The following is a 26,447-nucleotide window of genomic DNA, read 5'->3' as shown; positions in this document are numbered from 1 at the left end:
ACTCCTTAGTTCTTCTTGCCGTCGAGGAGCTTGGTGAGAGCCAGCTCGTTGATGATCGGCGGTTTCTGCTTCAAAAGTTCTGCGAGATAATTCTGCCGCAACACGGCCGCGCGCTGGGTTCGCATCTGCTGAACCAGTTGTTCGCGAACTTCCGGCAGAGTGCGCGTATAAGCCGCTTTTGTGTCGATTAGACGAATGAAGTGAATGCCGTCGTCGAGCGTGATCGGATCCGATACACCACCCTTCGCAAGACCAGCGATCTGCGTACGGATTTCCGGACGGATCTGATCTTCCGGCAACAGGCCGAGATCACCGCCGCGCTCGGCGCTTTCCTTCGCTGCACTCTCGGTGCGCGCGATGGCTGCAAAGTCCGCTCCTGGCGCCTTCAGCTTCCGCTGGACGTCGTCTGCCTTCTTCTTCGCCGCATCAACCGTTGCCTTATCTGCATCCTTGGGCACGGGGACATAAATCTGGGCTAGCTGATACTGGCGCGGCACCTGGAACGAGGCACGGTTGGCGTCATAGACCTTCTGCAGATCGTCCTCGCCCGGGAAATTCGCCGGCGGATTGGACACCGACTGCAGATAGATCTCGACGAGCGCGTTTTCACGGACCTTTTCGAGCTGAGCTTCGATCTGCGGCTGCTTGTCGTATTTCTTTGCGACGAGTTCCTGCATCACCAGACGATTCGACAACATGATGCGCACGGCCTGGCTGAGCAAAGCCGGATCCTGCGCCACAGCGGCTTGATCGCGCGGACCGAGCGCGGCGATGAAGGCGCGCATGTCGTCGGCAGTAACATCGCTATTGCCGATCCGAGCGACGACTTCACCCGACGATTTGGCAGCAGCGACCGCGCTGGCCGCTGGCGCAGCCGGAGCTGCAGCGGCAGGCGCCGCCGGACGCACCGGCTGCCTGGCCGGAGCCGGAGGAGCCTGAGCGACGCGCGGCTGGCCCGGCTGCATCGCCGTCTGCGCGAGAGAAGGCGACACGAGCGCCGACGCGACGGCCAGACCGGCCACCGTCGCCAACGCGATGGAGGAACGTTGAGACATTACTGGATAACCTTTTGCTCGAGCAGTTTGTCGTCGTAGTCCTGAAGGATGTTCTGGACTTCGACACGACGTGCACCGATCAGCGGTTCATTGATGACGGCGATGTCACCGAACGAGACGCCTTCATAGCGGCGCAGCAATTCACGACCGACCTTCATGAGCTGGCCATTCTTGGCGACGCAGCTCTTGGTGCTTGCTTTATAGGCGGTCGCCTCTCCCTCGAACTTGGCACGCTCCGCATCCTTGGCGCGCGCCACCGTGGCGGCTTCTTCATAGGCCGCCTTCCACTTTTCCAGCGTCTGGTTTCGATCTTCCAGGCGCTGGTTGAATTCATCCACCGCCTCGCGATGGGTCTTCTCGACTTCCTTGACCTGCGCCTTGGCGGCAGCGATCTGCGCCGTCAGCGCAGCCTTTTCGCGCTCGGCATCCGCCACCTTGCTTTGCAGGGATGCCCGCTGATCTTCCAGCGAGCGGGTTTGCGCAGTCAGGCTGCGCAGTGCTTCACGCAGCTTGTCGGTCTCCGACTGGGCATGCGCACCGGTGCTGACAAGCGAGGCCATGACCGCAACAATGGGGAACAGTTGTTTGCGCATGATCAGAACTTCGCGTTCAGGTCGAGATGGACAACATCGACGGCATACGGGTTTCCGGCGATGTTGTTGGCGCTCATGTAACGGAGCGTCGCCCAGACATTGTCGGAGAGGCCGACATTGCCGCCGATGAAATAGCCCTTGAGGTTGGTACCGCCGAGGCCGAAGTCCGGATCGACGAAAGCGTCGATCATGGCGTCGGATTCGAGGTACTTGTAGCCAGCGTGGACATTCCAATCCCACAATTTCCTGACCTGCTTGTGACCGACGGTCACGCGGGTCATCCAGCCTTGATTGCCGCCATTGAAGGGACCCGTGCTGCCGTCCGATGTCGGCGCAGTGTTGTTCGAGAGCGCACCGCCATTGCAGCAAGCCGTCGGCAGCGCGAGCATCGCATTGCGATCGAACGCAGTGTTGTTGACGTATTCAGCATCGATCACGACATGGACCGGATGGAAATCGCCGAGGTCGAGCTGACCGCTGACGACAACCGGACGGAACTGGCTGGCCAGACCGAAATACTGATAGGCAGGCTGGAACGTTCCCACCGGCATGACTTCAGGAATGATGTTCCGCAGCGTTTTGTAGGTATTGCCCTTCTGCGCGAAGGACGGTCGAGTGATATCCGTATTACAGATGTCCGCCGTTGCGAGGACCGAGCACGGCGAAGATACCCGACCCTGCGTGTCGGTGAAATCGTAATAGGCAACAGCAACGCGGAAGCTGGACTGCGGATCGAACTTCACGCCGACGCCGGCCTGCGCGCCATACATCCACTTGTCGTTGCTGGGGAACTTACCTGGCAAGCCATTCTTCAGATCGTTCGCATCGATATTGTAGCCGAAGTTCAAATCGGTGTTGTAGGTCGGGAAAGCACCCGCCACCAGGAACGGCGTGATGCCCGGCGACACTTCGTGCTTCAGCTGGGCCGCAAAACCGTCAAAGCCGAGATCGCGATACCAGACGAGATCCGTCGGCGACCAGAACGGATTGTCGAAGCGACCGACCGAGAAGCTGAAATCCTCGGAAGGCTGGTAACGCAAATAGGCGCGATCGATCCACAGCGCATATTTGGAGAAATTGCCGCCGCTGCCGCCCATGGTCTGGTTCAGCGTCACCGGCGAACCGCTATCGCCGCTGGCGAAGCGGAATCCACCGACGAAATTGTCGGCGATATCCACGTCCGCGCCGACGCGAACGCGGAAGCGCGCGCGCTGGCGGTTCTCGCTCGTATTGTAGGTCGGCGCCCAATAGAAATTGGTATTGTCGGATAGATCGTACGGATTGCCGGTATTAATCGCATTGTAGTTGATCTGGCGCGGATCGTTTCCGGTCGGGAAGAACTGCCCTTCATAACGGGCGCGCAGATCGCCGTAGAAACGGATGCGCTGGGCCCATTCCGGATATTTGCCAGGCGACGCCCAGTTTTCGCTATGCGCACGGGCCATCACTTCCTTGCGGATATCCTCGCGCAACTGGCGCTTCACGATCTCAGGCACATAGGTCACGTGCTTGGTGCCGGGGGGCGATGCGGCTGCTGCGGCGGCGGCAGCCGTTTTCGCAGCTTCCTCGGCGCGCGCGGACGCACCCTTGGCAGCTTCCCGCTGCACATAGGATTCATCTTCGGCCTGCTTGATCAGGGCTGTTCCCTGTTCCTCGGTGATGACACCCTGCTTGATCAGCAGGTTGACGAGGCTGGTTGTCGAGTTCGGCGCGACCGGCTTGGCGCGGGACACCGTGGGGCGCTTGGACGCGGCCTTCCCCTCGTCTTGCGCCAGAGCGGGCACAGCGAGCGTCAATGCGCACATCGACACTGCAAGCGGCCATACGCGCCGGGCGGTATCGGTCTTTCTGTCAAACATCGGTCTCAAGTCCCCTACTCGTCGAAGTGATGCTTGCGCGGCCATTCTGGCCGGGCGAATTAGGTTGGCTTACGTCCGGTTGCACGAATGTTGATCGGCATCGGCATATCGTTGGGCGGCGGCTCGCGCAGCGTGAGCCGCCCGATGACGTCGTTGCGGATGGCGGCATCGACTTCCGCGCTGCCGCTGGAATTCACGAGCTCGACGCGGTTGATGCGGCCGGTATTGTCGGCCCAGATGCGAAACTGCAGCTGCATCACCGCATTCTTGGTGCGCTCATTGGCGCGGATTGCCGCTTCGATCTGCGTCTGTACGATCGAGGCGTACCAGCCCCAGCGGCTGCCACCGCCACCACGACCGCCATAGGGGCTGCCGCCGGGCTTGCCGATGAGACCGAAATTGTCGCCTGGGCCAGCCGGCGCTGAATCAAGCGCCAACGGTCCGGGCGGCTCTTCGGTCTTTGCGTCCTTCACGGGATCGTCCGCCGGCTTCTCAACCGGCTTGTCCTCGACCCGCTCCTGCTCGACCATCTTCGGTTCTTCGGTCACCTTCTGCTGCTCGATCATCTTCTGCTCGGGCGGCGGAGGTGGTGGCGGCGGCGGCACGATATTGACCACCGTCAGTTCGCGAACCTGCTTCGGTGCCGGAGCGCCATCGCCGCTCATCAGCACGAACCAGCCGCCGACAAACAGCAGCGCGATGACCGCAACGGCGCCGCCGTAACGCAGATAGACGCCGCGATTGCTCGATGCCTCGGTGGAAACAGCCTGTTCGCGGGCAGACTTTTTGGCAGGCTTTTTCACGATGCGGCCTCCAGCCCGGCGTCATCGGACAGCTTCTCGACAACGTATTGCAGGACGAATTTGACCACTGCGTCGAAGTCCGTCGTCTCGATGATCATGCGCGTGCCGCTCGGCGCTTCGATCACCAGATAGAATTCCGCACACGACGCGTCGAATTCCACATAGGCGCCGTCATCGATCGAGAGCCGCAATTGCGGACAATGCGACAGCACCAGCGACAGACGCTCGCAACGCGGCACCAGCTCATCCACGCGGCGGCGCAAGAGATCTGCAAGCCGCACCAGCAGCGCTTCCCCGCGCAACGGGAACGGCAGAACGACACCTTGTTCCTGGGCTGCACCGACGGCCGCAACGGCCGCCGGCTCGGTGACACCCCAGATCTCGGACTGATCCGGCGTTCGGGATGCGGCACGGCGCAGCCAGGACCACAGGACTGCAAATGCGCCCTTGGTATCGTCGTGCATGTGGCTGGCGATCGACATCGTTGCGTTACTTCACGAGTGGCTTGGTGGCGAGACCGACCTGCGACAGGCCGATACGGCCGAGCAGATCGAGAACGTCCATGACGCTCTGGTACTGGGTCTGCGCGTCACCGCGCAGCACCACGGGGAAATCCGGCGTCAGCGCCTTCTGCTGCACCAGACGCTGCTCGAGTTCGGGCAGCGTCACCGGGATGGTGTCGAGGAAGAGCTTGCCGTCGTTGGAGACGGTGATCGCCTTCGTCGTCGGCGTGGCCAGGCTTGGCGCGGCGGATGCCTTGGGCAGATTGACCTTCTGCCCTTGCACCGTCGCGGTGGTCATCACGATGAAGATGATGAGCAGCACGTAAGCGAGATCCAGCATCGGCGTGATGTTGATGTCGTCGTACGGCTTGCCTTTGCTCTGGAGCTGCATCGCGGCTTACTCCGCCGCCTGGCGATGATCAACGATCGCTTCGGTGGAGTAGAACTCGGCCATCTTGGTCACGAATTCGTCGATGAACACCTGCATGTCGGTGGTCAGTTCGCCGATGCGCGTCACCAGATAGTTGTAGGCAAACAGCGCGGGGATCGCGACCAAGAGGCCGGCAACGGTCGCCACAAGAGCGGCGGCGATGCCAGGTGCGATGGCGTTGACATTGACGTCGCCGCTTTCCGCGATGGCCGCGAAGGTGATCATGACGCCGACCACGGTGCCAAGCAGACCAAGGAACGGACCGCCGGAGATCGAGATGGTGAGCACCACCATCATCTTGTTGAGGCGCTGGCTTTCCTTCACGAACACGCTGTCGAGTGCCGCACGGATCGCCGAGATCGATGCGCCATTCAGGCGGATCATCTCGTTATTGGCGAAGCGATGGCTGATCTGCTCGGCGCCCACGTGGTAGATGCGGTAGAGCGACGATGCACGAACCATCTGCGCTTCTTCCTCGCCAAGCTTGCTACCGAGGACCGCTGCGTTTTCATCCGCTTCGCCACGATCGAGCGCAGTCAGGTTGTCGGCGAGCTTGCGGAAGCTCTTCATGAAACGGTCGTTGGCACCGGCCTGCTTCTTCATGTAGCTGACGCGATCGTAAGTGACGATCCAGCTCGCCGCAGCCATGACGATCAGCATGACGATCACGATCCAGCCGTCGATGGTCACCGACTTCAGGATGATGGCGAAATGACCCGACATCCAGCTTGCGGTTTCTTCATCATTGCTGAACGCGATCAGCTTGGTCGGATCGCTGCCCTGTTCGGTCGATGCGAATTTGATGAAGCCCGGCGAACGCGCGATCTTGGAGATCTGCAGTTCGTCGATGTCGCCGACGAAACCAGCCATCGCCGCGACAGCGACAGGGGCTGCGGCCGCGTCCACGGCAGGGGCGGTTCCGTCGGCAACAGGAGCCGCTGCATCAGCAGCGGGCGCGACTGGGGCAGCAGCGGCCGGCGGCGGGGCATCGCCGCCGAGACGCGCGACACCCGTCAGCGCTGGAAGGGAAGCATTGAGGGTCGCGTAAGGCGCGCCATCCAGATAGATCGTGACCGTGCCGCTGGCAGCGACGACCGCGAGGTGATGCCAGGAATTGGCAGCCACCGGCGCACCAACGCCGCTGCGCTGCGTGCCTGCAGCATTGCTCACTTCGATAAAGGGCGAACCGTTGTCGAAGCCGATCACCATGCCATTGCCGCCATCGCGACGGCTGAACAGCGCCGAATTCGGCACCATCGCAGCTGGTTTGACCCAGGCCGACCAGGTGAAAGGTGCACCGTCAGCCATGCCGAGCGATGGCGAGGCCGGCAGCGTCACGATGTTGCGACCATCGAGGCGCAGACCGTTGCCGATCAGCGAACCGTCAGCCGCCTGGCCGACGCTCTGCGCATTGTTCGCCCAGACCGAGGAGTCGATCGCCGGCGTACCACGCTCGTTGAAGTGATAGACCAGCGCGGTATCGGCGTCGTAGGTGCCCTTGGCGTCATTGGCCGCCGCGGCTTTCTTGTTGCCGTAGTAGAGCCAGAAGTCCGACTTCGCGCCCGATGCCACGTTCGGCAGCGACACCCAGACAAGCGCCTCGCCCAGCAGCGAGTCCCACTTTTCGATATGATGCTTCAGCGGCGTCTTGTCGTCAGTGGCGACGAAGCGGAGATCGCTGCCGTCTTCCTTGGCGAGGCTGAAGCGGAAGTTTCCGGCATGCAGGCGCACCAACGTCGGCACGGTACCGATCGGATCGGTGATGTTGGCCCCGGTGGCGCTGACATCGATATTGATCTTCTTGCGCAGCTGCCATTCGTCGTTCCACCACGCATTCGCCGTGGCCGGAAACAGCGTCATGGCTGCGGTGAAGCCGAGCGCAAGCCCGGCAGCCGCATTTGTCATTTTCCGGCGCAGGCTCGAGCCTTTGCTCATGTGTCCGCTCCCCATCGTCATCAGAATTCACCCCAGATACGGAAATTCACGCGACCGGTACCGGCATGCGTGTAGGCTTGGCTCACCATCGGCACCGAATAGGCGACCATGCCGTTGACACCTTCGAAGAACTTGAAACGCGTGCCGGCGCCGTAGCTCCAGACATCGAACGTCGATTGCTGTTCCGTGAGCGGCCGCTGCACGCGGACATGGCCGCCATCGACGAAGCCAAAGAATCGCCATTCGTTGAACGTCGTGAAGCGCGGCGCACCCTCGCCGGTCTCGTCCTTCATCTCCTTCTGCAGCATCGAGCCGACATCAGGAGACCGGATTTCAACATTGCCGACGACGCCGTCGTCGCCGAGCACTTCAGATTCGAGATAGCCGCGGACGGTATCGAGACCACCGATGCTGAACTGCTCGCTCGACACCTGCGGTCCGTCTGAAATCTGCCCCTGCACCTTTGCCCAGAACTGGAAGCCCTCGGGCAATTCATGCGTATGAGCGAGATCGACATTCAGATGCGAGAAGCTGCCTGACGCGTAAGCACGCTTGTCATCGAACCGGCGCCAGTCGTCCCCAGCCGGTCGCATGGCTGCGGTGACCGACGCATTGAGCTGCGTAAGCGATTTTTCGCCCTGGAAGGTCGCGCCATAGCTGGCCACCACAGGCACGTAAGTGATCGGCGTCCCATAACCGTTTCCGGAAAGGTCACGCATCGTCTGGTCGAAGTGCTTGTAGTCAGCACCAACCGAGAAGGTGTGGAAGAAGTTCTCGCGCGCCGGCAACGTCATCACGGCGCGGGCACCGATGATCTGGCCGGGACCGACCACATTCATGCCGCCGACCGTGGCGACGTCGCTGCTCGACTTCACGCCATAGACCAGGACATTGAGCCAGTCCACGTCCTCAAGGCGCGCCATATAGGAAGCGGAGAACACTTCGGCGTCGTTCGGATTTTCAGGTGCGACCTGATAGGTGAAGCTGAACGAATGGCCGCGCTGCCACAGATTGTCGTAGCGAACGGTGCCGATCAGGCGCGACGCCGTCGTATTCGGCGAACGCCGGTTGTTGAGTTCGATGCTGCCATGAAACGGCGCCTTGTCTTCCACATTCAGATCGACGTCGACGGTACCTGGCGCAATGCCCGCGCGCAGCGCCGGGGTGACGCGCCGATCGGGCCACTGGTTGAGACCGACGATATCCTTCGTCACGTCGTTGAAATTTGGCACGACACCCTGCTTCAGCGACGGCGCACGATCCTTGATCTTGTCGAGATCGAAATAGCGCGAGTTCTTCACGCGCAACTGCCCGACCTTCATCTCGGTGACCTTGAGGATCACACGACCGGTGAGCGCATTCTGTTGCGGGACCGAGACGCTGACGGTCTGCAACCCCTTGTCGTGATAGGCCTTCTCCAGCGCCGCGCGCGCTTTTTCGACGTCGTCGGCAGTGCGGCTCGGGCCAAGAAAAGGATAGATCGCTTCTTCGATATCGATCTGCGGCAGCTTGTCTGCGCCCTGAACGGCAAAATCATCGATATCAAAACGCTGCAACGGCTCGGCAGGTGCGGCCGGCGCCTGGGCCGAATCCGCATTGGGCTTGGCGGCAACCTTCGCATCCTGCGAAGAATTTTCGGCGACCTGCTTGCTCGGCGCAGCGTCAGCGGATGAGAGCGAACCACATGCACCGATGCTGGCGAGGATCAGAGCCGCCGGCGCAGACGATTGCAGAAGACGCCGCTTCGGAACGGCCGCACCGGTGTCATCGCGAAGAATAGAAAGCATTTATACAGCCCACAAAAGGGCTCGCTGGGCGCGAGCAATGCGCTCACGACCAGGTCCCTATGTCATGAAGACGGTTGGGCAGCTTTCAACCCGCAAAAGAAAATTAAGAAAAACATGAAGACCGAATCAGCAAGCAGCATCGACCATTGCATGGCAAGAACATCCCGCAGGCGAGATGGCTCTACTTTCAGCGATGTGAGTTGCTATTTGTCAGCCAAGCAGAACGAGGCCGCCCAGCAGGGAGCGAACCTTCACGGCATACAATTGACGAACCTGCGCGACGAAATCGTCGAGCTTGTCGGTGTGGAAGGTGCCGTTGATGAGACGCCGCCCGAGTTCGCTATCGGTAATCACGATCTTGCCGGGACGATAGCGATTGATCTCGCTGATCACCGCAGCCAGCGGCTTGTCCTTGAAGATCAGGAGTTTTTCACGCCACGCCGACAGACTGCCGGGATCGGTGATGGCGACCGGACGCCCAAGCGGATCGGTCGCCGAGTAAGAGACCTGCTGGCCGGCCGTGAGTTCCACGCTGCGGCCGCCATGTGTGACGGTGATGGAGCCTGCAAGACAGGTCGCAAGCACGCTGCCATCGATACAGCGGATATTGAGCTCGCCCATCGCCGACGCGATCTTGCCAGCCGCGGCGACCACGACCAGCGGTTCGCTCTGCTGCCGTTTCGCGGTGATCACGGCCTCGCCGTTGATCAGCTCGACACTCGGATTGATACCGCTACCACGCACCGCAATGCTGGTCTGCGTGTTGAGCTTCAGCGACACATTCTCCGCCAGCGCCACATCGAGCTGCTCACCCTTGCCGGTCCGATAATCCGCCGACATTTCCGCAAGTGATGGCCACATCTCAAGCGGCGGCTTGATCGCCAGATAGCCGACCGCGGATGCCGCGATGGCGCCACCGATCAGCGAGCGTCGATTGACCAGCCGACGCACAGGCGACCGCGCTGCCAGAGAACGCACTTTGTCACGCTCGAGCTCCGCCCCCATCGCGCCGAGATCGCGATACAGCCGCGCGGCTTGCCGGAAAGCATCTTCATGCGACGGACTTTGCGCGCGCCAACGCTGCAGGCGATCGGCATCGTCCGTCGTCGCACTGCCGGAGCGCAGCAACGCGACCCAATCGATCGCCCGTTCGAGCAGATTGCTGTCATCGACGGGCTCAGCCACGGCGCCGCATCCCGTGCGCATGCGTGTCCGAACCAACCGACGAGGCGGGAACAACGGGAGTCCGGACCATAAAAATGATGTGAGTCATCGATGTCGCGGAGCTTCTAATCGGTTGAATCGAGAATGATGAAGACCCTCTAGATATCTAGACGGTCGGGGCCCGGCTAACCCGCAGCCGAATCATGATTTAATGACACAAATTTTCCCGACCCGATAGATTCCGAGCGGACTTCCAAGGCAAGCGGCACCGACCAAGCGCAATCAGCGCTGACTGCTATCGGCCAGTAAGTATTCACTCTAGAAACGCCTAGCGCGGGCGTGGTCCGCCCGTACGTCTTATCAAAGTGCGATCCAGCCTCTGTGCGCAGTGCTTCAACGCATTGCGCAGATCGATCTCGACAGTCCGGAGGCTCACTCCGAGCTGCGCAGCAATCTGCTGATCCGCCATTTTCTTGATGACGGCGAGAACGAAAACCTGGCGAGCACGCGCCGGCAGTTCCGCCAAAGCACGATCGAGCGCCTGGATATCCTGACGGCCTTCGACAATCGCCGACGCATCCGGACTGTCATCGGGAACATCGAGCAAGGCATCGACCGCATCGAGACTGAGATGGCGCTGCTCGACACGCCGGCGATCGGTCGCGACGTTCAACGCCATACGGAATAAGTAATCTTTTGGACTGCTGATTGCGGTGGCGTTGGTCATCCGCTCGACGCGCAAAAAGGTGTCCTGCAGAGCTTCGCCTGCCAGCTCCGAGTTCCCGAGACGACGCGTCAAACGCTTGAAAAGGCCGGTGTAATCGGCCGCAAGGACATCACGCAATGTCGTACGATCTACGCCACTCAACGGTCACAGCCCTTATGCATCAACCGGTTACACCTTCAAACAGGCACGGTGTTACCGGTCAGAGATGACAGATTAATTACGGAACGATCGCATCTCGCATCAGCGAGCATGAATATCGTCAGCGCGCGCGAAAGGTCACAGGCACCGACACCGTGAGGATATCCGGCATGTCAGCGGGGATTTTCGGGAGCGGCTGTGCACGCCGGATCGTTTCGATAGCGGCCTGATCCAGGATCGGTTGTCCGGAGCTCGATTTGATCTCGACACGCGCAACAGTCCCGTCGCGCCGCATGGCAAACACCACAAACACCGTGTCTTCGTGGCCGTCACGGCGCGCCGTCGCCGGATAGGATTGATAGCGCTCGATATGCGTCAGCAGAACGCGTTGAAAGCGCGACGCTGTGCCGACCGGCATCGGACGGCTCTGTCCACCACCCGCCGGCTTCTGTTCAGGCACTGCGGCCGGGCGCGGTGACGGCGCCGGTTGCGGCTGCGGCGCGGTCTCCTGCTCAACAGGCGCGAGACTTTGTTCGACGATCTTCGGTTCGACCTGAAAATCTGCAATGGGCGGGCTCTGCTGGAGCGCGGCCTGCTTGAACTCGGTGGCCGGCACGGGCGCCGGGATCAGTTCGACCTGGATCGTGGAGTTGCCGGTCTTCAGCGCCGGCCCGACCGGCAGTTGATGCAACCAATAGACGCCGACGGCGACAAGGACCGGAACGATCACCGTGCTGCCGATCAGCAGGCGCCCGGTCGCGGACATGCCCGTATCGGCCTCATCATGGAAATCGAATGCGGGCGCCTTGTTCGGCTCATGCCCGTATCGATCGAATGTTGCTGGTTGCGTTTCGGCCATCGCTATCGGACCGTAATCATGACCATGACGGGCTGCGGCGTATGCGCTGGCGGCGCCTGGCTGACCTGCAAACCATCCAGCAGTCGTCCGATCGCATCATCGCGCTCATGATCGCCGGACGAGCGAAACAGCTCGGTCCGCCGGATCGTGCGCGGACCATCGATCCATAGCTTGATCCCGGCGCTGTAGACACCGTTGCGCGTTTTGGACTCCTTGCGGAGTGCCTGTTGAATGTCGGCTTGAATGACACCGCTGTAAGCGCGCAATTGCGACGCGTCCGTCGTTGGCCTCTGCTTGCGCACGAGCAGTGTATCGAGCGCCAGATCGGCCTGATCGAATACGGCCATGGGTGGCGCGTCGGGATCCGCGATGGCCGGCACCAATGTGATGGAGTTCGCGCGCGTGTAGCGGATCATCAACCCGGTATCGGCAATCAGCAGGCGCAGCGCAGCATCCCGGGTCATTTCGCCCGTGATCGCAGGCGCATCGCGATCATTGGTGGCGCCACTCTCATAGAGCAATTGCACGCCGGTGACCCTGCTATATGTCTGCAAGGCCGACGCCAGCGGTTGACCTGGAATATTGAATTGCATCGGCGCGAAGTCGCGAGCGTCGTCGCTGGCCCTGATCGCCGACGCCAGGGCCGCGGACATGATCGACAGCAGGACGGCAATTTTGAGCGCAGCCTGGCACCAGCGGCTGAAGTCGCGGCCACGCATCGGGCGTCGGACCACGGCCTGCATGTCATCGCGTCGTTGGGCTACGGTACACATCGCGCATATCGAGTTCGGCAGTCATTGAATTCCACAGTCTTGGCCAACCAGCGGTCGCGCAGCCTACGATTGCTGCGGAAGCCATTGCAGAACCAACAATTTTCGGCCGATCTATTCCACCCGATCGATGACGTCAGGATGACAGTCCTGCAACAGCAGCGAAATCGCCAGCGTTGGGCGATCGGGCGTGCCTGGTGCGGTTGAAAGCAAACGAATGAAGCATCGAACGGTCGCGCGCATGGGCACGCCACAAGCGGTCGATTGGAGGATTGCTGGTTTGAAAGGAGTCCTGGAATCCGCTCCAGACGGGATCGCCATTTTCCGGACATTTTGCACGGCGCGTCGCGCCGGTCTAGGTCGGAACCCCCGTCGCCAGATTCGCTGGCGACTCGCCTGAAGTCCGGAAAACTTCAATGATTTCATGGTCGGAGTGGCAGGATTCGAACCTGCGACCCCTGCGTCCCGAACGCAGTGCTCTACCGGGCTGAGCCACACTCCGACAAGAGCCGGCTGTATAGCGACGGGTTTCGCAGACCGCAAGAACCCCTGTATGAAGCAGACGACATTTTTATTAAGGACCAGCCATGCAAGTGGCCCTCACCGCCCGGATTGCCGACACCACCGACCGCGCCATTGCGGAGGCGGCCGGCTGCCTGCGCGCGGGTGGCCTGGTGGCGTTTCCGACCGAGACGGTCTACGGGCTCGGCGCCGATGCGGCCAATCCGCGGGCGGTGGCAGGCATCTACGAGGCCAAGGGCCGGCCGAGCTTCAATCCGCTGATCGCCCATGTGGCGGACCTCGCTGCGGCCAGGCAGATCGCGCGCTTCGATGCGCGTGCGCTGGCGCTGGCCGAGGCGTTCTGGCCGGGGCCGTTGACGCTGGTGCTGCCCAAATTGGAAAACTGCCCGGTGTCGGATCTGGCCACGGCCGGGCTCGATACGGTGGCGATCCGGGTGCCGGATCATCCGGTCGCCCATGCCCTGCTGCAGGCCTTTGGCGGCGCCGTGGTGGCGCCCTCGGCCAATATCTCCGGCCATGTGTCGCCGACCACGGCGGCCCATGTGAAAGCCGATCTCGACGGCCGGATCGACATGATCGTCGATGGTGGGCCGGTGGAGGTGGGCGTCGAATCCACCATCGTCGGCTGCTTTGAACAGCCGATGCTGCTGCGGCCCGGCGGGCTGCCGCGCGAAGCCATCGAGCGGGTGCTCGGCGTGGCACTGGCACGGCCGCCGGAAGAGCCGGCAACTGACAATCATCAACCGCTCGCTCCGGGCATGCTGGCCTCACATTACGCGCCGCGCACGCCGGTGCGACTGATGGCCGGCCATGTGGAGCCCGGCGAGGCCCTGCTCGCATTCGGCGCGGCCACGCTCACCGGGATCGAGCACGCCGCGGCCGTGATGAACCTGTCGAAAGACGGCGATCTCGGGGAAGCCGCGGCCAATCTTTTCGGTTATCTTCGCGCGCTCGATGCCGTGGGCGCCGCCGCCATCGCAGTGATGCCGGTGCCGCATCACGGCCTCGGCGAAGCCATCAACGACCGGCTGCGCCGCGCCGCCGTGTAACCGGATTCAAGATCAAGAAACGCGTTAGGGACTGTCCATGAATTTCGTACCCCCGAAGCCGGCGCCGCTCTCGCCCGACACCATTGCCCGCTTCCGTTCCATCGTCGGCGACAAATACGCGATCACCGACCAGGCCGACGTGCATGCCTATGTCACCGAGGATCGCAACCTATTCACCGGCACCTCGCCGCTGGTGCTGCGCCCCGGCTCGACCGCGGAAGTCGCCGCGATCTGCAAGCTCGCCACCGAGACCCGCACCGCCATCGTGCCGCAAGGCGGCAACACCGGCCTGGTCGGCGGCCAGACGCCCTATGGCGGTGAAGTCGTGCTGTCGATGCGCCGTATGGACAAGGTCCGCGAGATCGACACCTCGTCGAACACCATGACTGCCGAAGCCGGTCTCGTGCTGCAGATCGCCCAGCAGCGCGCCGCCGAGGCCGATCGCCTGTTCCCGCTTTCGCTCGGCTCGGAAGGCAGCTGCACCATCGGCGGCAATCTCTCCAGCAATGCCGGCGGCACCACTGCATTGGCTTACGGCGTCGCCCGCGAAATGGCGCTCGGCCTCGAAGTCGTGCTGGCCGATGGCCGCATTCTCAATGGCTTGTCGAAGCTGAAGAAGGACAATACCGGCTACGACCTGCGCAACATTTTTATCGGCGCGGAAGGCACGCTTGGCATCATCACCGCGGCGACGCTGAAACTGTTTCCGAAGCCACGTGCCGTAGAGACCGCATTTGTCGGGTTGAAGTCGCCGGAAGATGCATTGAAGCTGCTCGGCATCTCGCGCTCCCAGGCCGGCGGCAATCTCACGAGCTTCGAACTGATCGCGCATATCGCCGTGGATTTCAGCGTGCGCCATGGCATCGGCATCCGCGATCCGCTCACCAGCAAACATGACTGGTACGTGCTGATGGAATTGTCGTCCGGCCGCGACGATGCGCGCGCGACGCTGGAGTCGATTCTCGAGCAGGGTTTCGAAGAGGGCATCGTTGACGACGCCGCTATTGCCGAGAACATTTCGCAGCGCCAGGCATTCTGGAAATTGCGCGAAGAAATCTCGCCGGCGCAGAAGCCCGAAGGCGGCTCGATCAAGCACGATATCTCGGTGCCGGTCGCAGCCGTGCCGGCCTTTATCGCCGAAGCCAATGCAGCCGTTGCCAAAGTGATGCCCGGCGCGCGCCCGGTGCCGTTCGGCCATCTCGGCGATGGCAACATCCACTACAATGTCAGCCAGCCGTCCGAGACGCTCGGCGACAAAGCCGGCCGCGAAAACTTCCTCGCGCGCTGGCACGATGTCAGCGACGTCGTGTTCGAAGTGGTGCTGCGTATGGGCGGCTCGATTTCCGCCGAACACGGCATCGGCCAGCTCAAGGCGGCCGATCTGCCGGGCGTGAAGGATCCTGTCGCCATGGAGCTGATGCGTGGCTTCAAGGCGATGCTCGACCCGCTCAACATTCTCAATCCGGGCAAGGTACTGCTGCCGGTGAAGCCATGAAGGTGACACCGCTCGTCGACGCCGACATTCCCGCCGTCGTCGATCTCTGGCAGCGCTGCAATCTGGCGCGGCCCTGGAACGATTCCGCCGCCGACATTGCGCTCGCACGTCGCGACGAGAATTCCGACGTGCTGGTCGGACGCGACGGCGATGCCATCGTGGCGTCCGTGCTGGTCGGCCATGATGGCCATCGCGGTTGGGTCTATTACGTCGCGGTCGATCCCGACCATCAAGGCAAGGACCTGGGCCGCGGTATCATGCAGGCCGCCGAAGGTTGGTTGCGCGCAAAAGGCATCGAAAAGCTGATGCTGCTCGTGCGCTCCGACAATACCAAGGTGCAGAAGTTCTACGAGCAGCTCGGTTATGCCGAGCAGGACCGCGTGATCTACGCAAAGTGGCTCGATGGACGGCCGGCCACGCCGTGAGCGTCTAGAACAGCGACCCCTGCCCGTCATCGTTCGACGCTGCAGCGACCTTGCGAACCGCTTTCTGCCGCGGCTTGTCGGCCTCCGCCATGTCCTCATCCGAAATGGGAAGGAGTAGTTGCGGCTCATCGATCGCGACCCTGCCGACCGCGGACGACACCGGATGCCATGCGAATGTCCCGTCGGACGGCGGCTTGAGCAATGTCATCACGTCGGCCGCGCTATCGCTTCGGCAATCGAGCCACTGGCCAAATTGATCAGCCTCAATCGTCACCGGGACGCGATGATGCAGCACCGACATGCCGGTGCTTGCTTCCGCGGTGATGATGGCGACGCTGTCCATCTCCTCACCATTGGGGCCCATCCATGTTTCGGCGAGGCCCGCGAAACCGATCGGGCCACCCGCGCGCGGATAAATAAAATACGGTTGTTTCCGTTCACCGCGACTTTGCCACTCGTAATAGCCGTCTGCCGGAATCAGGCAGCGGCGACGGCGAATCGCGTATTTGAAGGCCGGCTTTTCTTGAATGGTTTCGGAACGTGCATTAATCAGCAATGTAAACTTACGCGGGTCCTTCACCCAGGACGGCAACAAGCCCCAGCGCATCAACCGAAAATGGCGAATCTCGTTTTCGACGATGACGACAGGAATTGGCTGCGTCGGCGCGATGTTGTGACGTGGCGGGAAATTCGGCTGTGCTGTGTAGCCAAATACCCGTCGCAACGCTTCTGGCGCAGATGTAATGACGAACCGACCACACATTTCAATCGCAAGCCCTGACTCTTCAGGCGGTTTTAACCGAAACCGCTAACAGTGCGAAACATGAGCATGACGGCCCTTCAACCGGCGCAACAGGATTGGGACAGCGCAGGCACGGGTCTACCGGCGTCTGCCGAAGTGCTGGCCGCTGCCAACATCAATCCCCGCACCGGCCTCGCTACCGATTATCTGAATCACTTCAATGAAGCGATCATGCTTCTCGAACTGATTCCGGACATGCCGGACTGTTACGAGCTCTTCCTCGAATGGCAGCCGCTCAGCTATGCCGAGCACTTCATCAAATCCAACTTCACCGGACGCGATCTCGCCATCGCAGCCTATGAGGCAGCGCAGCCCGCGGTTCGCGCCGAATTCGATGGCATCGTCGCCAACATGACGCAGATCCTGACCACGGTCGGCGACGCCATGCGTCAGGTGCAGCAGGACGCGACACGCGCCAAACTCGCCGAACAGGCGGCCGGCTGGGTCAAGCCGATGGTCGGCAGCGCCGGCGGCGTTATCAACGGCCGCGACCAGGAATCCGACGTCGACAGCATCATGGCGCAATGACCTGTGCGTGACTTGTCCGTCGCGACTTGCTAGCAATGATCGCGTGACCATCGCTCAGCCCACCCATCCCCAACTCGCCACCAGCGCCGCGATCTTCCGCGACGGCAAGGTGCTGCTGGTGCGCCGTGCCCGCTCGCCCGCCAAGGGGGTTTATTCGCTTCCCGGTGGAAGGGTCGAATTCGGCGAATCGCTTGCCGTGGCGCTCGCCCGCGAGGTGATGGAGGAGACCGGCCTCGTCATCGACCTCGTCGGCCTCTCCGGTTTCCGCGAGGTATTGCCGAACGCGCAGGTGGCCGGACACTATCTGATCATGTCCTTTGCGGCGCGCTGGGTGGAAGGCGAGCCCGAACTGAACGATGAGCTGGACGACTTCCAGTGGGTCGCGCCTGCGGATATCGGCCAGTACAAAACCACCGATGGACTGGCCGCAATCCTGGCCATGGCCGAAGATCTGGTGGGCGGCTGATCGGGCCGAAACGGCCCTCTGCCTTGCTTCGAACGCGTTGACGGGGCATATCAGCCCGGTCCCTGGATCCATCATGCGCAAGCAATTCCTCGCCATCCTGATCGTCGCAGCAGCGACCGCAGCGCTTCCCGCCCGCGCGCAGGACGGCGCCGCGCCGTTCGATGGCGAACTGCAGCGGATGTCCGAGATTCTTGGCGCCCTGCACTATCTGCGCGGCATCTGCGGCAACAACGAAGGCAACAAATGGCGCGCCGAAATGCAGGCGCTCGTGGATGCCGAGACTCCTTCGGGCGAACGCCGCGCCCGGATGATTGCCGCCTTCAACCGCGGCTATAACGGTTTCCAGCAGACCTACCGCACCTGTACACCGGCTGCGAATACGGCGATCCGTCGCCATGTCGAGGAAGGCGCGCGGATCTCACGCGACCTCACCGCGAGATATGCCAACTGATGCGCAACATCGACACCATCTTCTTCGATCTCGACGGCACGCTGAGCGATCCCAAGATCGGCATCACCGGCTCGATCCAGTATGCCCTCGGCAAACTCGATATTCCCGTGCCGACGCAGGACGAACTGACCTGGTGCATCGGCCCGCCGCTGCGCGCCAGTTTCGTGTCGCTGCTCGGCGGTGAAGAACATGCCGACCGCGGCGTCGAACTCTACCGCGAACGTTTCGGCACCGTCGGCCTGTTCGAGAACACGCTATATGACGGCATCCCGGCCGTGCTGGAGACGCTGCACGCATCCGGCCGCCCGCTGTTCGTCGCCACCAGCAAGCCGCATGTTTTCGCCGACCGCATCATCGACCATTTCGGGCTACGCTCTTATTTTACGCGCGTGTTCGGCTCGGAGCTGGATGGCACGCGCGTCGATAAAAGTGACCTGCTGCGCTACGCGCTCAATGAGACGGACACCGATCCCGCGCGCGCGATCATGATCGGCGACCGCAAGCATGACGTGATCGGCGCCGCCAATAACGGCATCGCGGCGATCGGCGCCTTGTATGGCTATGGCGGACGCAGCGAACTAACGGAAGCCGGCGCCAAGCACCTGGTGGCGGCGCCTGGAGAGATTCCGGCGCTAATCGACTAGCTCCAACCGTAGGATGGGTTTCGCTACGACGCTTCGCGCCTGCGCTCTACCCATCCTACAGCCTCAGTGCTTGTTGGCCCCCATATAGCCGAACAAAAATCCCGCCACCTTGCGCTTCTGGATCTCCTCGCTGCCTTCGGTGATGCGATAGCGGCGGTGGTGGCGATAGATGTGTTCGAACGCCTTGTGGCGCGAATAGCCCATGCCGCCATGCACCTGCATCGCGCGATCTGCGGATTCACAGCACAGCCGGTTGGCCCAGTAGTTACACATGGACACCTTGTCCGACAGCGTATGCTCGACCTGCGCCTGGGTGAGCTGATCCATCTCCCACGCCGTCTTGCGGATCAGAAGGCGCAGCATCTCGGCCTGCGTCGCCAACTCCACCAGCGGAAACTGGATGCCCTGGTTGCGTGCGAGATCTTCGCCGAAAGGCTTTCGTTCGCGCGCATATTTCACGCTTTCATTGATGCAATAGACCGCCGCCCCAACGAACTAGCAGCCTGGCGAATACGGTTCTCGTGCACGAAACACTGCGCCAGCGACAGACCGCGGCCGATCTCGCCGAACAACGCATCCTCCGGGACGAACACATCGGTGAACGACACGCGCGGATGATCCGTCGGCATGTTGAAGGTCCACAGATATTCCTCGACCTTCACGCCGTCAGCCTTTGCCGGCACGAGGAAACAGGTGATGCCGCGCGCATCGCCATCCTTGCCCGACGTGCGTGCGAACAGCGCGCAATGCGTGGCCACATGCATGCCCGTGGTCCACATCTTCTCGCCATTGATCAGCCAGCCCTTGACGCCATCGCGCGTGGCTTCGACAGCCCTCGTCTCCATATGCGTGGCATCGGATCCATGCTCCGGTTCTGTCAGACCGAAGGTGATGCGATATTTGCCGGTGATCGAGCCCTCGATCATCTCTTTCTGGTCGTCACGGCCATAGCTATCCAGCATCGTCACCAGCGGCAGATTGCCGACGATGGAATGTTCGTTCTGCAGATCATTGTGGAGGCCGAGGCCCTTGGTGGCGAAATGCTCGCGGATCACCGCCATCCAGAGATTGCTGCCATCCTTGCCACCATAGCGCTTGGGGATTGCGAAGCGCAGATGGCCGGCGGCGTCGGCGCGGTTCTTTGCTTCGCGCAGCAGCTTTTCCCAATCATGACGCGGCAGACCGCCATTGTCGAAATCGGTGCGCGCCCATTCGCGGCGGTGATCGAAGAAGCGGATATTGTCATCCTGTTCTTCAAGCGGCTTGATCTCGCGGAGAATGAAGGAATCCAGTTCGGCGAGATAGGCGACCAGATCGGCCGGCAAGGAGAAATCCACGGCGCTGCTCCCGATGTTTTTCGAGCTTTGTTGCTCTTGTTAATCGGGCGATTAAGATGGCATCGTGTGGCCAAGTCAAGCGCGGGCACGCCGCGCGAAAATTCTGCGCAACGAAAAACACCGCACTCACAACCGGGAGGCCGCCATGGCTCTGCAATTCTCCACCGTCACCCGCAAGGGCCCGATCACCATCGTCACGCTGTCGCGCCCCGAAGTGTACAACGCACTGCACACCGATGCGCATAACGAGCTGCATGAGGTGTTCAACGAATTTGCGAACGATCCGGACCAGTGGGTCGCCGTCGTCACCGGCGCCGGCGACAAGGCATTCTGCGCCGGCAATGACCTGAAATGGCAGGCGGCCGGCGGCAAGCGCGGCTGGAACACATCGGGTTTCGCCGGCCTGACCGCGCGCTTCGATTGCGACAAGCCGATCATCGCCGCCGTCAACGGCGTCGCCATGGGCGGCGGGTTTGAAATCGCGCTGGCCTGCGACCTCATCATCGCCGCGGAGAACGCGACCTTCGCACTGCCCGAGCCGCGCGTCGGCCTCGCCGCATTGGCCGGCGGCCTGCAGCGCCTGCCGCGCCAGATCGGCATGAAGCGCGCCATGGGCATGATCCTCACCGCACGTCACGTGAAAGCGCAGGAGGGCTATGAGCTCGGCTTCGTCAATGAAGTGGTGCCGCAGGGCGAGGCGCTGAATGCCGCTCTGCGCTGGGCCGAGACGATTTGCCAGAACTCGCCGATGTCAATCCGCGCCTCCAAGCAGGCCATCCAGAAGGGTATGGCGGTCTCGCTTGAACAGGCAATCACCGAACAGCGGGACTATCCCGCCGTGAAAGCGATGGCGGCGTCGGAAGACTATGTCGAAGGCCCAAAGGCGTTTTCGGAGAAGCGCAAGCCGAACTGGAAGGGGAAGTAGTACGCTTACTCGTCATTGCGAGGAGCGAAGCGACGAAGCAATCCAGTCTGTTCGCATGGCTCTGGATTGCTTCGTTCGCAATGACGACTACTTCTCTGCCTCGCGTTTATACGCGGCATAATTCGGCTGATCGACCTTGAGCTTCGCCAGGGTCGCCTGCCACAGATGCTCCTGCACACCGGGCGTGGCGAGATCGATCTCGCCGCTGCGGATGCGATCGGCGAGACGCAGGTTGAGCTCTTTCAGCCCGCCGTCGCCGAGCAACGTTTTCAAGCTTTCCAGCTCTGTTGTTTCGCTCGTATCTGTCAATTGCCGCGTCACCAGTTCCAGCGCATTGATTGCCACGCGTAGCTTAAAGCCGGCATGCCCGGAAATCTGCGGCGCGATATCGTTGCGGAGAAAATCCGCGACAGCCTTCACCAGTTCATCCGGCCTCGGTTCATCTTGCATCTCATGACCTCCGCGGCGCCAGGAGCCTGAGCAGATCGATCTCCGTCTCCGAGGATCGCCGCCCGATCATCGCACGCTCCATGGAATGATCCGGCCCGATGCGAAACCGCTGCATCATGCCAACGCACATCACGCCCCAACGCAGCGTGCCCATCACTTCCCAGAACTTTACACGTTGAGGATCGACCTTGATGCCGCTTGCCGTTTCGTAGCCGGTAAACAGATCATCATAAGCGCCGAAACCGCCGACAGGCTTGTCGATCCCGCCAAAGCGCCAGGAGTTGACGCAGATCCAGCCGAGATCCTCCATGGGATCGCCGAGATGCGCGAGCTCCCAATCGAGCACGGCGCGCACGCCGTCGGCGCCGATCATCAGATTGCCGTGGCGGAAATCTCCATGCACGAGCGTGACACGCTCGGGCGGCCCGGGATCGTGATCGCGCAGCCAGCGCAGAGCGAGTTCGAAGACCGGGCGCGGCCAGCCGAAATTGTCGATCTCCTGCTGCAGTTCGGAGATTTCCGTTGCGGCATCCATCCGACGCAGCTGCGGCAAACCAGAAGCAGGCAAACCATGGATGCCGGCGAGAATCTCTCCGCATTGCTGCGCCAGTTTTGGTCGCGCGGCGGCGAATTCATCGTCGCGGAGAATTTTTCGCGGGATCGTTTCACCGGCGACACGCTGCATGATGAAACCGGTGCCGAGATCATCCGCCGGCTGCAAAACATGCAGCACCTTTGGCGACGGCACGCCTGCGTCATGCGCCAGTTGCATCAGCACGGCTTCGGCATCGAGTCCTGCCGCACGGCCGGGCGCAGCGCCATAGCCGGGTGGCGCACGGCGCAGGATCGCGCCGATGACGCCACCGGGATGCATGATGTCGAAAGACCACGTTTCCTGGCTGGCGCCACCGGACAAACGTTTTGCATCCGCCACGCCGGTGGCGCCGGAGCACCACGACGCGACGCTGCGCGACAGCAGCTCAGCGACTGAAGCTGAGCTCAAGACTTATTTTCCCGTGAATTTCGCGGGGCGCTTTTCGAGGAAGGCGGTGACGCCTTCCTTGAAGTCTGGCGAATTGCCGGCGATGCGCTGCGACTTCACTTCGAGATTGATCTGATCCTCGAACGTATTGTCCTGGCTCTCCCAATATAGCGTGCGGATCAGCGACAATGCCAATGTCGGGCCATTGGCGAGATCATGCGCGAGCTTCATCGCTTCTTCCATCAGCACCGCATCGTCATGGACGCGATTGATGAGGCCCCATTCGAGCGCCTTTTCGGCTGGCAGCTTTTCGCCGAGCAGCGACAGTTCCACCGAGCGTGCCTTGCCGATCAGGCGCGGCAGGATCCAGGTCGAACCGCAATCCGGCACCAGACCGATGCGGCGGAACGCCTGCAGGAAGTAGGACGACTTTGCACACAGAATGAGATCGCCCATCAGCGCGAAGCTCATGCCGGCGCCGGCTGCCGGTCCGTTCACTGCTGTAATGATCGGGCAATGCAGGTTCTGCAATCGGCGCAGGAACGGATGGAAGGCTGTCTCCAGCGTTGCGCCGGCGCTGTTGCGCTTCGTCACGCCATTGTTGCGGCCCTGCAGATTGGCGCCGGTGCAGAACGCACGGCCGGCGCCGGTGATGACCAGGCAGCGCACATCGTCGCGGCGCTCGTCGATTTCCGTCATCGCTTCGGCGAGACCGCCGAGCATGTCGACGGAGACGGCGTTCATCACCTCCTGATGATCGAGCTTGAGGATGGCGACCTGGCCGTCGAAATCGAGCGTCACGTGTTTGAACTGCATTGTTTCCTCGCGATGGACCCGCGCTTTATTCCGCGGTGTGGGAGCTATTGAATACTGGCGAGCATATTTGATTTTTCGGACGCGCTTGTCCATGCTTCCGATTGGAAAGCTGATCAACCAGGGATGCAGGCTTAACCTGCGCCAGACGAGGAAACACCGATGAGCAATATCTTCGACCTCTCCGGCCGCGTGGCCGTCGTCACCGGCGGCAATGGTGGTATCGGTCTCGGCATCGCCCAGGCGCTGGCCGCGGCCGGCTGCAATGTGTCGATCTGGAGCCGCAACGCCGAGAAGAACAAGGCCGCCGCCGCGAGTCTCGACGGCCTCGCCGGAAAGGTGCAAACGCAGATCTGCGATGTCACCGATACCGCCTCGGTGAAGTCAGCCATGGACGCCACGCTGAAGACATTCGGTCGCGTCGATGGCTGCTTCGCCAATGCCGGCATCGGCGGCGGCGGACGGCACAATTTTATCGATCGCACCGAAGAACAATGGCGCACCATGTTCGCGACCAATCTGGATGGCGTCTTCCACGCGTTCCAGGTGGCCGCGCGCCACATGACCGAACGCGCCGAAGCCGGCGACAAGTTCGGCCGGCTGGTGGCGACATCGAGCCTCGCCTCGATCTTCGGCACCGCGCGCAACGAGCATTATGCGGCGACCAAAGCGGCGATCAATGCGCTGGTGCGCGCACTGGCCGTGGAACTGGCGCGACAGGGCGTCACCGCGAATGCGATCCTTCCGGGCTGGATCAAGAGTGACATGACCGCGGGCATCATGGGCAATGACAAGTTCGTCGCCAATGTGATGCCGCGCATTCCCGTGCGCCGCTTCGGCGAGCCCTCGGATTTCGGCGGCATCGCCGTCTACCTGATGAGCAAGGCGTCGTCCTATCACACCGCGGATACGTTCGTGATCGACGGCGGCTATACGGCGTTTTAGTCGTCATTGCGAGCGCAGCGAAGCAATCCAGTTCTTTCTTCACTTGGCTTGCTGGATTGCTTCGTCGCTTCGCTCCTCGCAATGACGGTGATCACGCGCTCGCCTTCTCCCGCTGCTCCTCGCCCACTCCCATCTCAAACCCCTCATACCCCTTCGCCGCCACCTCGTCGCAGATTTTTCGGTAAACGCCGACGCCGCCGATATAGGGCATGAAGATGCGGGGCTTGCCGGGGATGTTGGCGCCCATGTACCAGGAATTCGCCTGCGGATAGAGCGTCGCGGCGGCGACCTCATTGACGTGATCGACCCATTTGTCCTCGGCCGCGCGCGTTGCTTCGATGGTCTCCACACCACGCTTGCGCATCGCTGAGACGCAATCAGTGATCCAGTCCACATGCTGCTCGATGGACACCAGCATGTTCGACAGCACCGACGGCGAGCCCGGGCCGGTAATGATGAACAAGTTCGGGAAGCCCGCGCTCATGAGGCCGAGATAGGTGCGCGGCCCTTCCGCCCATTTGTCGTTCAGCGTCTGGCCGTTGCGGCCACGAATCTCGATCTTGGCGACCGAGCCAGTCATCGCATCGAAGCCGGTGGCAAGCACGAGGGCATCCACCTCATAATCCTTGCCGCCCGTACGCACGGCATGGGGCAAGACTTCCTCGATGGGATGGGTCTTGATGTCGACCAGTTTCACATTCGGACGGTTGAAGGTCGTGTAGTAGTCGGTATCGACGCAGATTCGTTTGGTGCCGACGGGATGGCTGTTCGGCTGCAGGAGACGTGCCGTCTCCGGGTCCTTGACGATATCGGCGATCTTGTCGCGGATGAAGCCGGCAGCCGTATCATTCGCCGCGAGATCGAGACCGAGATTGTTGTAGACGCCCATGAAAGTGAGGCCGCCCGAGGTCCAGCGTGCTTCGTATTTCTCGCTGCGTATCGCTTCGGAATCGTCGAGTGCACCGCTATCCGGCACAGGCTGAAAGATGCCGTTCTTCATCTCCTCGCGCGCCACGCGGCGGATTTCTGCGTAGTTATCGCGAAAGCCTTTACGCTCGGCATCAGTGAGTTTGGCGTTGCGCGCGGGCACGCTGAAATTTGCGGTACGCTGAAAGACGTAAAGCTGATCGGCCTGATCGGCGATGAGCGGGATCGACTGGATCGCGGATGAGCCGGTACCGATGACGCCGACGCGAAGGCCGGTGAAATCCACCTCCTCATGCGGCCAGCTTCCGGTGTGATAGACCTTGCCCTTGAAATCCTTCAGGCCCTTGAAATCGGGCGAGCGCGCATTGGACAGGCAGCCGGTGGCGAGCACGACATGCTGCGCATTGGTGCTGACGCCATCCGATGTCGTCACCGTCCAGCTATTTTTACGCTCATCGAAAACCGCTGACTCGACGCGCGTGTTGAACGTGATGTCTCGGCGCAGGTCGTAGCGCTCGGCGACATGGCCGGCATAACGCAAAATTTCCGGCTGTGGTGCGTAGCGTTCGCTCCAGTCCCAGGTCTGCTGCAGTTCCTCATCGAAAGAGAATGAATACTGCATGCTCTCGACATCGCAGCGCGCGCCGGGATAGCGATTCCAATACCAGGTGCCACCGACATCGCCGCCCTGCTCGAAGACTTTGACGCTGAGGCCGAGACCGCGGAGCTTGTGCAAGAGATAGAGCCCGGAAAATCCGGCACCGACCACGACCACATCGGCCGGTGCATTTGCGCTTCGGGTTTGGACGGATTGCGGCTGCGCTGCGGCCATGAGTTCACTCCCGGATTTTTTGCTTTGCTTGTTGCTGACAGCATTTCCCGTAGGGCGTGAAAGCGCAAGGGTGAAATCGGGAGGCTGACGCGTGGAATTTTGTGGGGCGGAATGAGCTCAGTTGTCATCGCCCGCGAAAGCGGGCGATCCAGTAGACACCGTCAGCCGAGTTTCATCACTGCTGCCGCCGTGTACTGGATCACCCGCTTTCGCGGGTGATGACAGTTGAGA

General features: G+C 61.7%; 26 protein-coding genes, 1 tRNA gene and 1 pseudogene. 9 read left to right on the top strand and 19 right to left on the bottom strand.

From position 1 onward, the window contains the following. Window positions 1–5 precede the first annotated feature (5 nt). The 13 genes from RPMA_RS06075 to RPMA_RS06015 form a co-directional block, all read right to left on the bottom strand. Window positions 6–1,055, bottom strand: coding sequence for a peptidylprolyl isomerase (locus RPMA_RS06075; protein ID WP_211911990.1), 1,050 nt, complete (start codon window positions 1,053–1,055; stop codon window positions 6–8). Then, entirely contained in the window at window positions 1,055–1,648 is a 594-nt protein-coding gene (locus tag RPMA_RS06070; protein WP_211911989.1) for a hypothetical protein, read from the bottom strand. Before RPMA_RS06070 ends, RPMA_RS06075 begins: the two co-directional genes overlap by 1 nt. A 2-nt stretch (window positions 1,649–1,650) precedes the next feature. Beyond that, complete coding sequence (locus tag RPMA_RS06065; protein ID WP_328516559.1) at window positions 1,651–3,552, bottom strand: putative porin; 1,902 nt, start codon at window positions 3,550–3,552, stop codon at window positions 1,651–1,653. Window positions 3,553–3,566: 14 nt separating this feature from the next. Continuing rightward, window positions 3,567–4,310, bottom strand: a complete 744-nt coding sequence (locus tag RPMA_RS06060) for a TonB C-terminal domain-containing protein (protein ID WP_249225564.1) — start codon at window positions 4,308–4,310, stop codon at window positions 3,567–3,569. Further along, a complete protein-coding gene (locus tag RPMA_RS06055; protein WP_249225563.1) occupies window positions 4,307–4,792 on the bottom strand; it encodes a hypothetical protein in 486 nt (161 codons plus the stop codon). The genes RPMA_RS06060 and RPMA_RS06055 overlap by 4 nt, the downstream gene beginning before the upstream one ends. A gap of 7 nt (window positions 4,793–4,799) precedes the next feature. Beyond that, the gene (locus RPMA_RS06050) at window positions 4,800–5,204 is read right to left on the bottom strand and encodes an ExbD/TolR family protein (protein ID WP_211911988.1); all 405 of its coding nucleotides are present in this window, start codon (window positions 5,202–5,204) and stop codon (window positions 4,800–4,802) included. Window positions 5,205–5,210: 6 nt separating this feature from the next. After that, a complete protein-coding gene (locus RPMA_RS06045) occupies window positions 5,211–7,178 on the bottom strand; it encodes a DUF2341 domain-containing protein (RefSeq protein ID WP_211911987.1) in 1,968 nt (655 codons plus the stop codon). Window positions 7,179–7,198: 20 nt separating this feature from the next. Then, the gene (locus tag RPMA_RS06040) at window positions 7,199–8,965 is read right to left on the bottom strand and encodes a ShlB/FhaC/HecB family hemolysin secretion/activation protein (protein WP_211911986.1); all 1,767 of its coding nucleotides are present in this window, start codon (window positions 8,963–8,965) and stop codon (window positions 7,199–7,201) included. Window positions 8,966–9,175: 210 nt separating this feature from the next. After that, complete coding sequence (locus tag RPMA_RS06035; protein WP_211911985.1) at window positions 9,176–10,150, bottom strand: FecR family protein; 975 nt, start codon at window positions 10,148–10,150, stop codon at window positions 9,176–9,178. A 307-nt stretch (window positions 10,151–10,457) separates the two neighbouring features. Then, on the bottom strand, window positions 10,458–10,973 hold the full coding sequence (locus tag RPMA_RS06030; protein ID WP_249225562.1) for an RNA polymerase sigma factor: 516 nt from the start codon (window positions 10,971–10,973) through the stop codon (window positions 10,458–10,460). A 142-nt stretch (window positions 10,974–11,115) separates the two neighbouring features. Beyond that, on the bottom strand, window positions 11,116–11,853 hold the full coding sequence (locus RPMA_RS06025) for an energy transducer TonB family protein (RefSeq protein WP_211911983.1): 738 nt from the start codon (window positions 11,851–11,853) through the stop codon (window positions 11,116–11,118). Between the two features lie 2 nt (window positions 11,854–11,855). Next, window positions 11,856–12,596, bottom strand: a complete 741-nt coding sequence (locus RPMA_RS06020) for an STN domain-containing protein (RefSeq protein WP_211911982.1) — start codon at window positions 12,594–12,596, stop codon at window positions 11,856–11,858. Between the two features lie 452 nt (window positions 12,597–13,048). Continuing rightward, a tRNA-Pro gene (locus tag RPMA_RS06015) sits at window positions 13,049–13,125 on the bottom strand. An 85-nt stretch (window positions 13,126–13,210) separates the two neighbouring features. On the opposite strand from RPMA_RS06015, the gene RPMA_RS06010 reads away from it, so the two are divergent. The 3 genes from RPMA_RS06010 to RPMA_RS06000 are packed head-to-tail and all read left to right on the top strand — an operon-like array spanning window position 13,211 to window position 16,114. Then, window positions 13,211–14,194, top strand: a complete 984-nt coding sequence (locus RPMA_RS06010) for an L-threonylcarbamoyladenylate synthase (RefSeq protein WP_211911981.1) — start codon at window positions 13,211–13,213, stop codon at window positions 14,192–14,194. Window positions 14,195–14,231: 37 nt separating this feature from the next. Then, window positions 14,232–15,689, top strand: coding sequence for an FAD-binding oxidoreductase (locus RPMA_RS06005; RefSeq protein ID WP_211911980.1), 1,458 nt, complete (start codon window positions 14,232–14,234; stop codon window positions 15,687–15,689). After that, the gene (locus RPMA_RS06000) at window positions 15,686–16,114 is read left to right on the top strand and encodes a GNAT family acetyltransferase (RefSeq protein WP_211911979.1); all 429 of its coding nucleotides are present in this window, start codon (window positions 15,686–15,688) and stop codon (window positions 16,112–16,114) included. Before RPMA_RS06005 ends, RPMA_RS06000 begins: the two co-directional genes overlap by 4 nt. Window positions 16,115–16,118: 4 nt before the next feature. Here RPMA_RS06000 and RPMA_RS05995 read toward each other — a convergent pair whose 3' ends face one another. Next, a complete protein-coding gene (locus RPMA_RS05995) occupies window positions 16,119–16,877 on the bottom strand; it encodes an SOS response-associated peptidase (protein ID WP_211911978.1) in 759 nt (252 codons plus the stop codon). Between the two features lie 60 nt (window positions 16,878–16,937). On the opposite strand from RPMA_RS05995, the gene RPMA_RS05990 reads away from it, so the two are divergent. From RPMA_RS05990 to RPMA_RS05975, 4 genes are all read left to right on the top strand, one after another. Continuing rightward, on the top strand, window positions 16,938–17,444 hold the full coding sequence (locus RPMA_RS05990; protein WP_211911977.1) for a hypothetical protein: 507 nt from the start codon (window positions 16,938–16,940) through the stop codon (window positions 17,442–17,444). A 43-nt stretch (window positions 17,445–17,487) separates the two neighbouring features. Then, window positions 17,488–17,910 carry an NUDIX hydrolase gene (locus RPMA_RS05985; RefSeq protein WP_211911976.1) on the top strand — a complete coding sequence of 141 codons (423 nt, stop codon included), beginning with the start codon at window positions 17,488–17,490 and terminating at the stop codon, window positions 17,908–17,910. Between the two features lie 73 nt (window positions 17,911–17,983). Beyond that, window positions 17,984–18,361, top strand: coding sequence for a TIGR02301 family protein (locus RPMA_RS05980; RefSeq protein WP_211911975.1), 378 nt, complete (start codon window positions 17,984–17,986; stop codon window positions 18,359–18,361). A gap of 8 nt (window positions 18,362–18,369) precedes the next feature. Then, on the top strand, window positions 18,370–19,005 hold the full coding sequence (locus RPMA_RS05975) for an HAD family hydrolase (RefSeq protein ID WP_211913450.1): 636 nt from the start codon (window positions 18,370–18,372) through the stop codon (window positions 19,003–19,005). Between the two features lie 63 nt (window positions 19,006–19,068). Here the strand turns inward: RPMA_RS05975 and RPMA_RS05970 are convergent. Beyond that, window positions 19,069–20,342, bottom strand: a pseudogene (locus RPMA_RS05970) (acyl-CoA dehydrogenase family protein). Between the two features lie 145 nt (window positions 20,343–20,487). Here RPMA_RS05970 and RPMA_RS05965 point away from each other — a divergent pair. Further along, on the top strand, window positions 20,488–21,267 hold the full coding sequence (locus tag RPMA_RS05965) for an enoyl-CoA hydratase-related protein (protein WP_211911974.1): 780 nt from the start codon (window positions 20,488–20,490) through the stop codon (window positions 21,265–21,267). 87 nt (window positions 21,268–21,354) lie between these two features. Here RPMA_RS05965 and RPMA_RS05960 read toward each other — a convergent pair whose 3' ends face one another. From RPMA_RS05960 to RPMA_RS05950, 3 genes are read right to left on the bottom strand one after another with little or no spacing between them, the layout of a single operon-like run. After that, entirely contained in the window at window positions 21,355–21,717 is a 363-nt protein-coding gene (locus tag RPMA_RS05960) for a DUF6285 domain-containing protein (RefSeq protein ID WP_211911973.1), read from the bottom strand. Window position 21,718: 1 nt separating this feature from the next. After that, window positions 21,719–22,720: a phosphotransferase family protein gene (locus RPMA_RS05955; RefSeq protein WP_211911972.1), complete on the bottom strand. Its 1,002-nt coding sequence runs from the start codon at window positions 22,718–22,720 to the stop codon at window positions 21,719–21,721. 3 nt (window positions 22,721–22,723) lie between these two features. After that, window positions 22,724–23,515 (bottom strand): enoyl-CoA hydratase/isomerase, encoded by a 792-nt coding sequence (locus tag RPMA_RS05950; RefSeq protein ID WP_211911971.1) that lies wholly within the window; start codon window positions 23,513–23,515, stop codon window positions 22,724–22,726. A 159-nt stretch (window positions 23,516–23,674) separates the two neighbouring features. On the opposite strand from RPMA_RS05950, the gene RPMA_RS05945 reads away from it, so the two are divergent. Next, complete coding sequence (locus tag RPMA_RS05945; RefSeq protein WP_211911970.1) at window positions 23,675–24,457, top strand: SDR family NAD(P)-dependent oxidoreductase; 783 nt, start codon at window positions 23,675–23,677, stop codon at window positions 24,455–24,457. Window positions 24,458–24,548: 91 nt separating this feature from the next. On the opposite strand, the gene RPMA_RS05940 is transcribed toward RPMA_RS05945, so the two are convergent. Beyond that, window positions 24,549–26,216 carry a flavin-containing monooxygenase gene (locus tag RPMA_RS05940; protein WP_211911969.1) on the bottom strand — a complete coding sequence of 556 codons (1,668 nt, stop codon included), beginning with the start codon at window positions 26,214–26,216 and terminating at the stop codon, window positions 24,549–24,551. Window positions 26,217–26,447: the final 231 nt, after the last annotated feature.

The sequence above is a fragment of the Tardiphaga alba genome (assembly GCF_018279705.1).
GTDB classification, from domain to species: Bacteria; Pseudomonadota; Alphaproteobacteria; order Rhizobiales; family Xanthobacteraceae; genus Tardiphaga; species Tardiphaga alba.
This window is presented reverse-complemented; position numbering and strand designations above follow the sequence as displayed.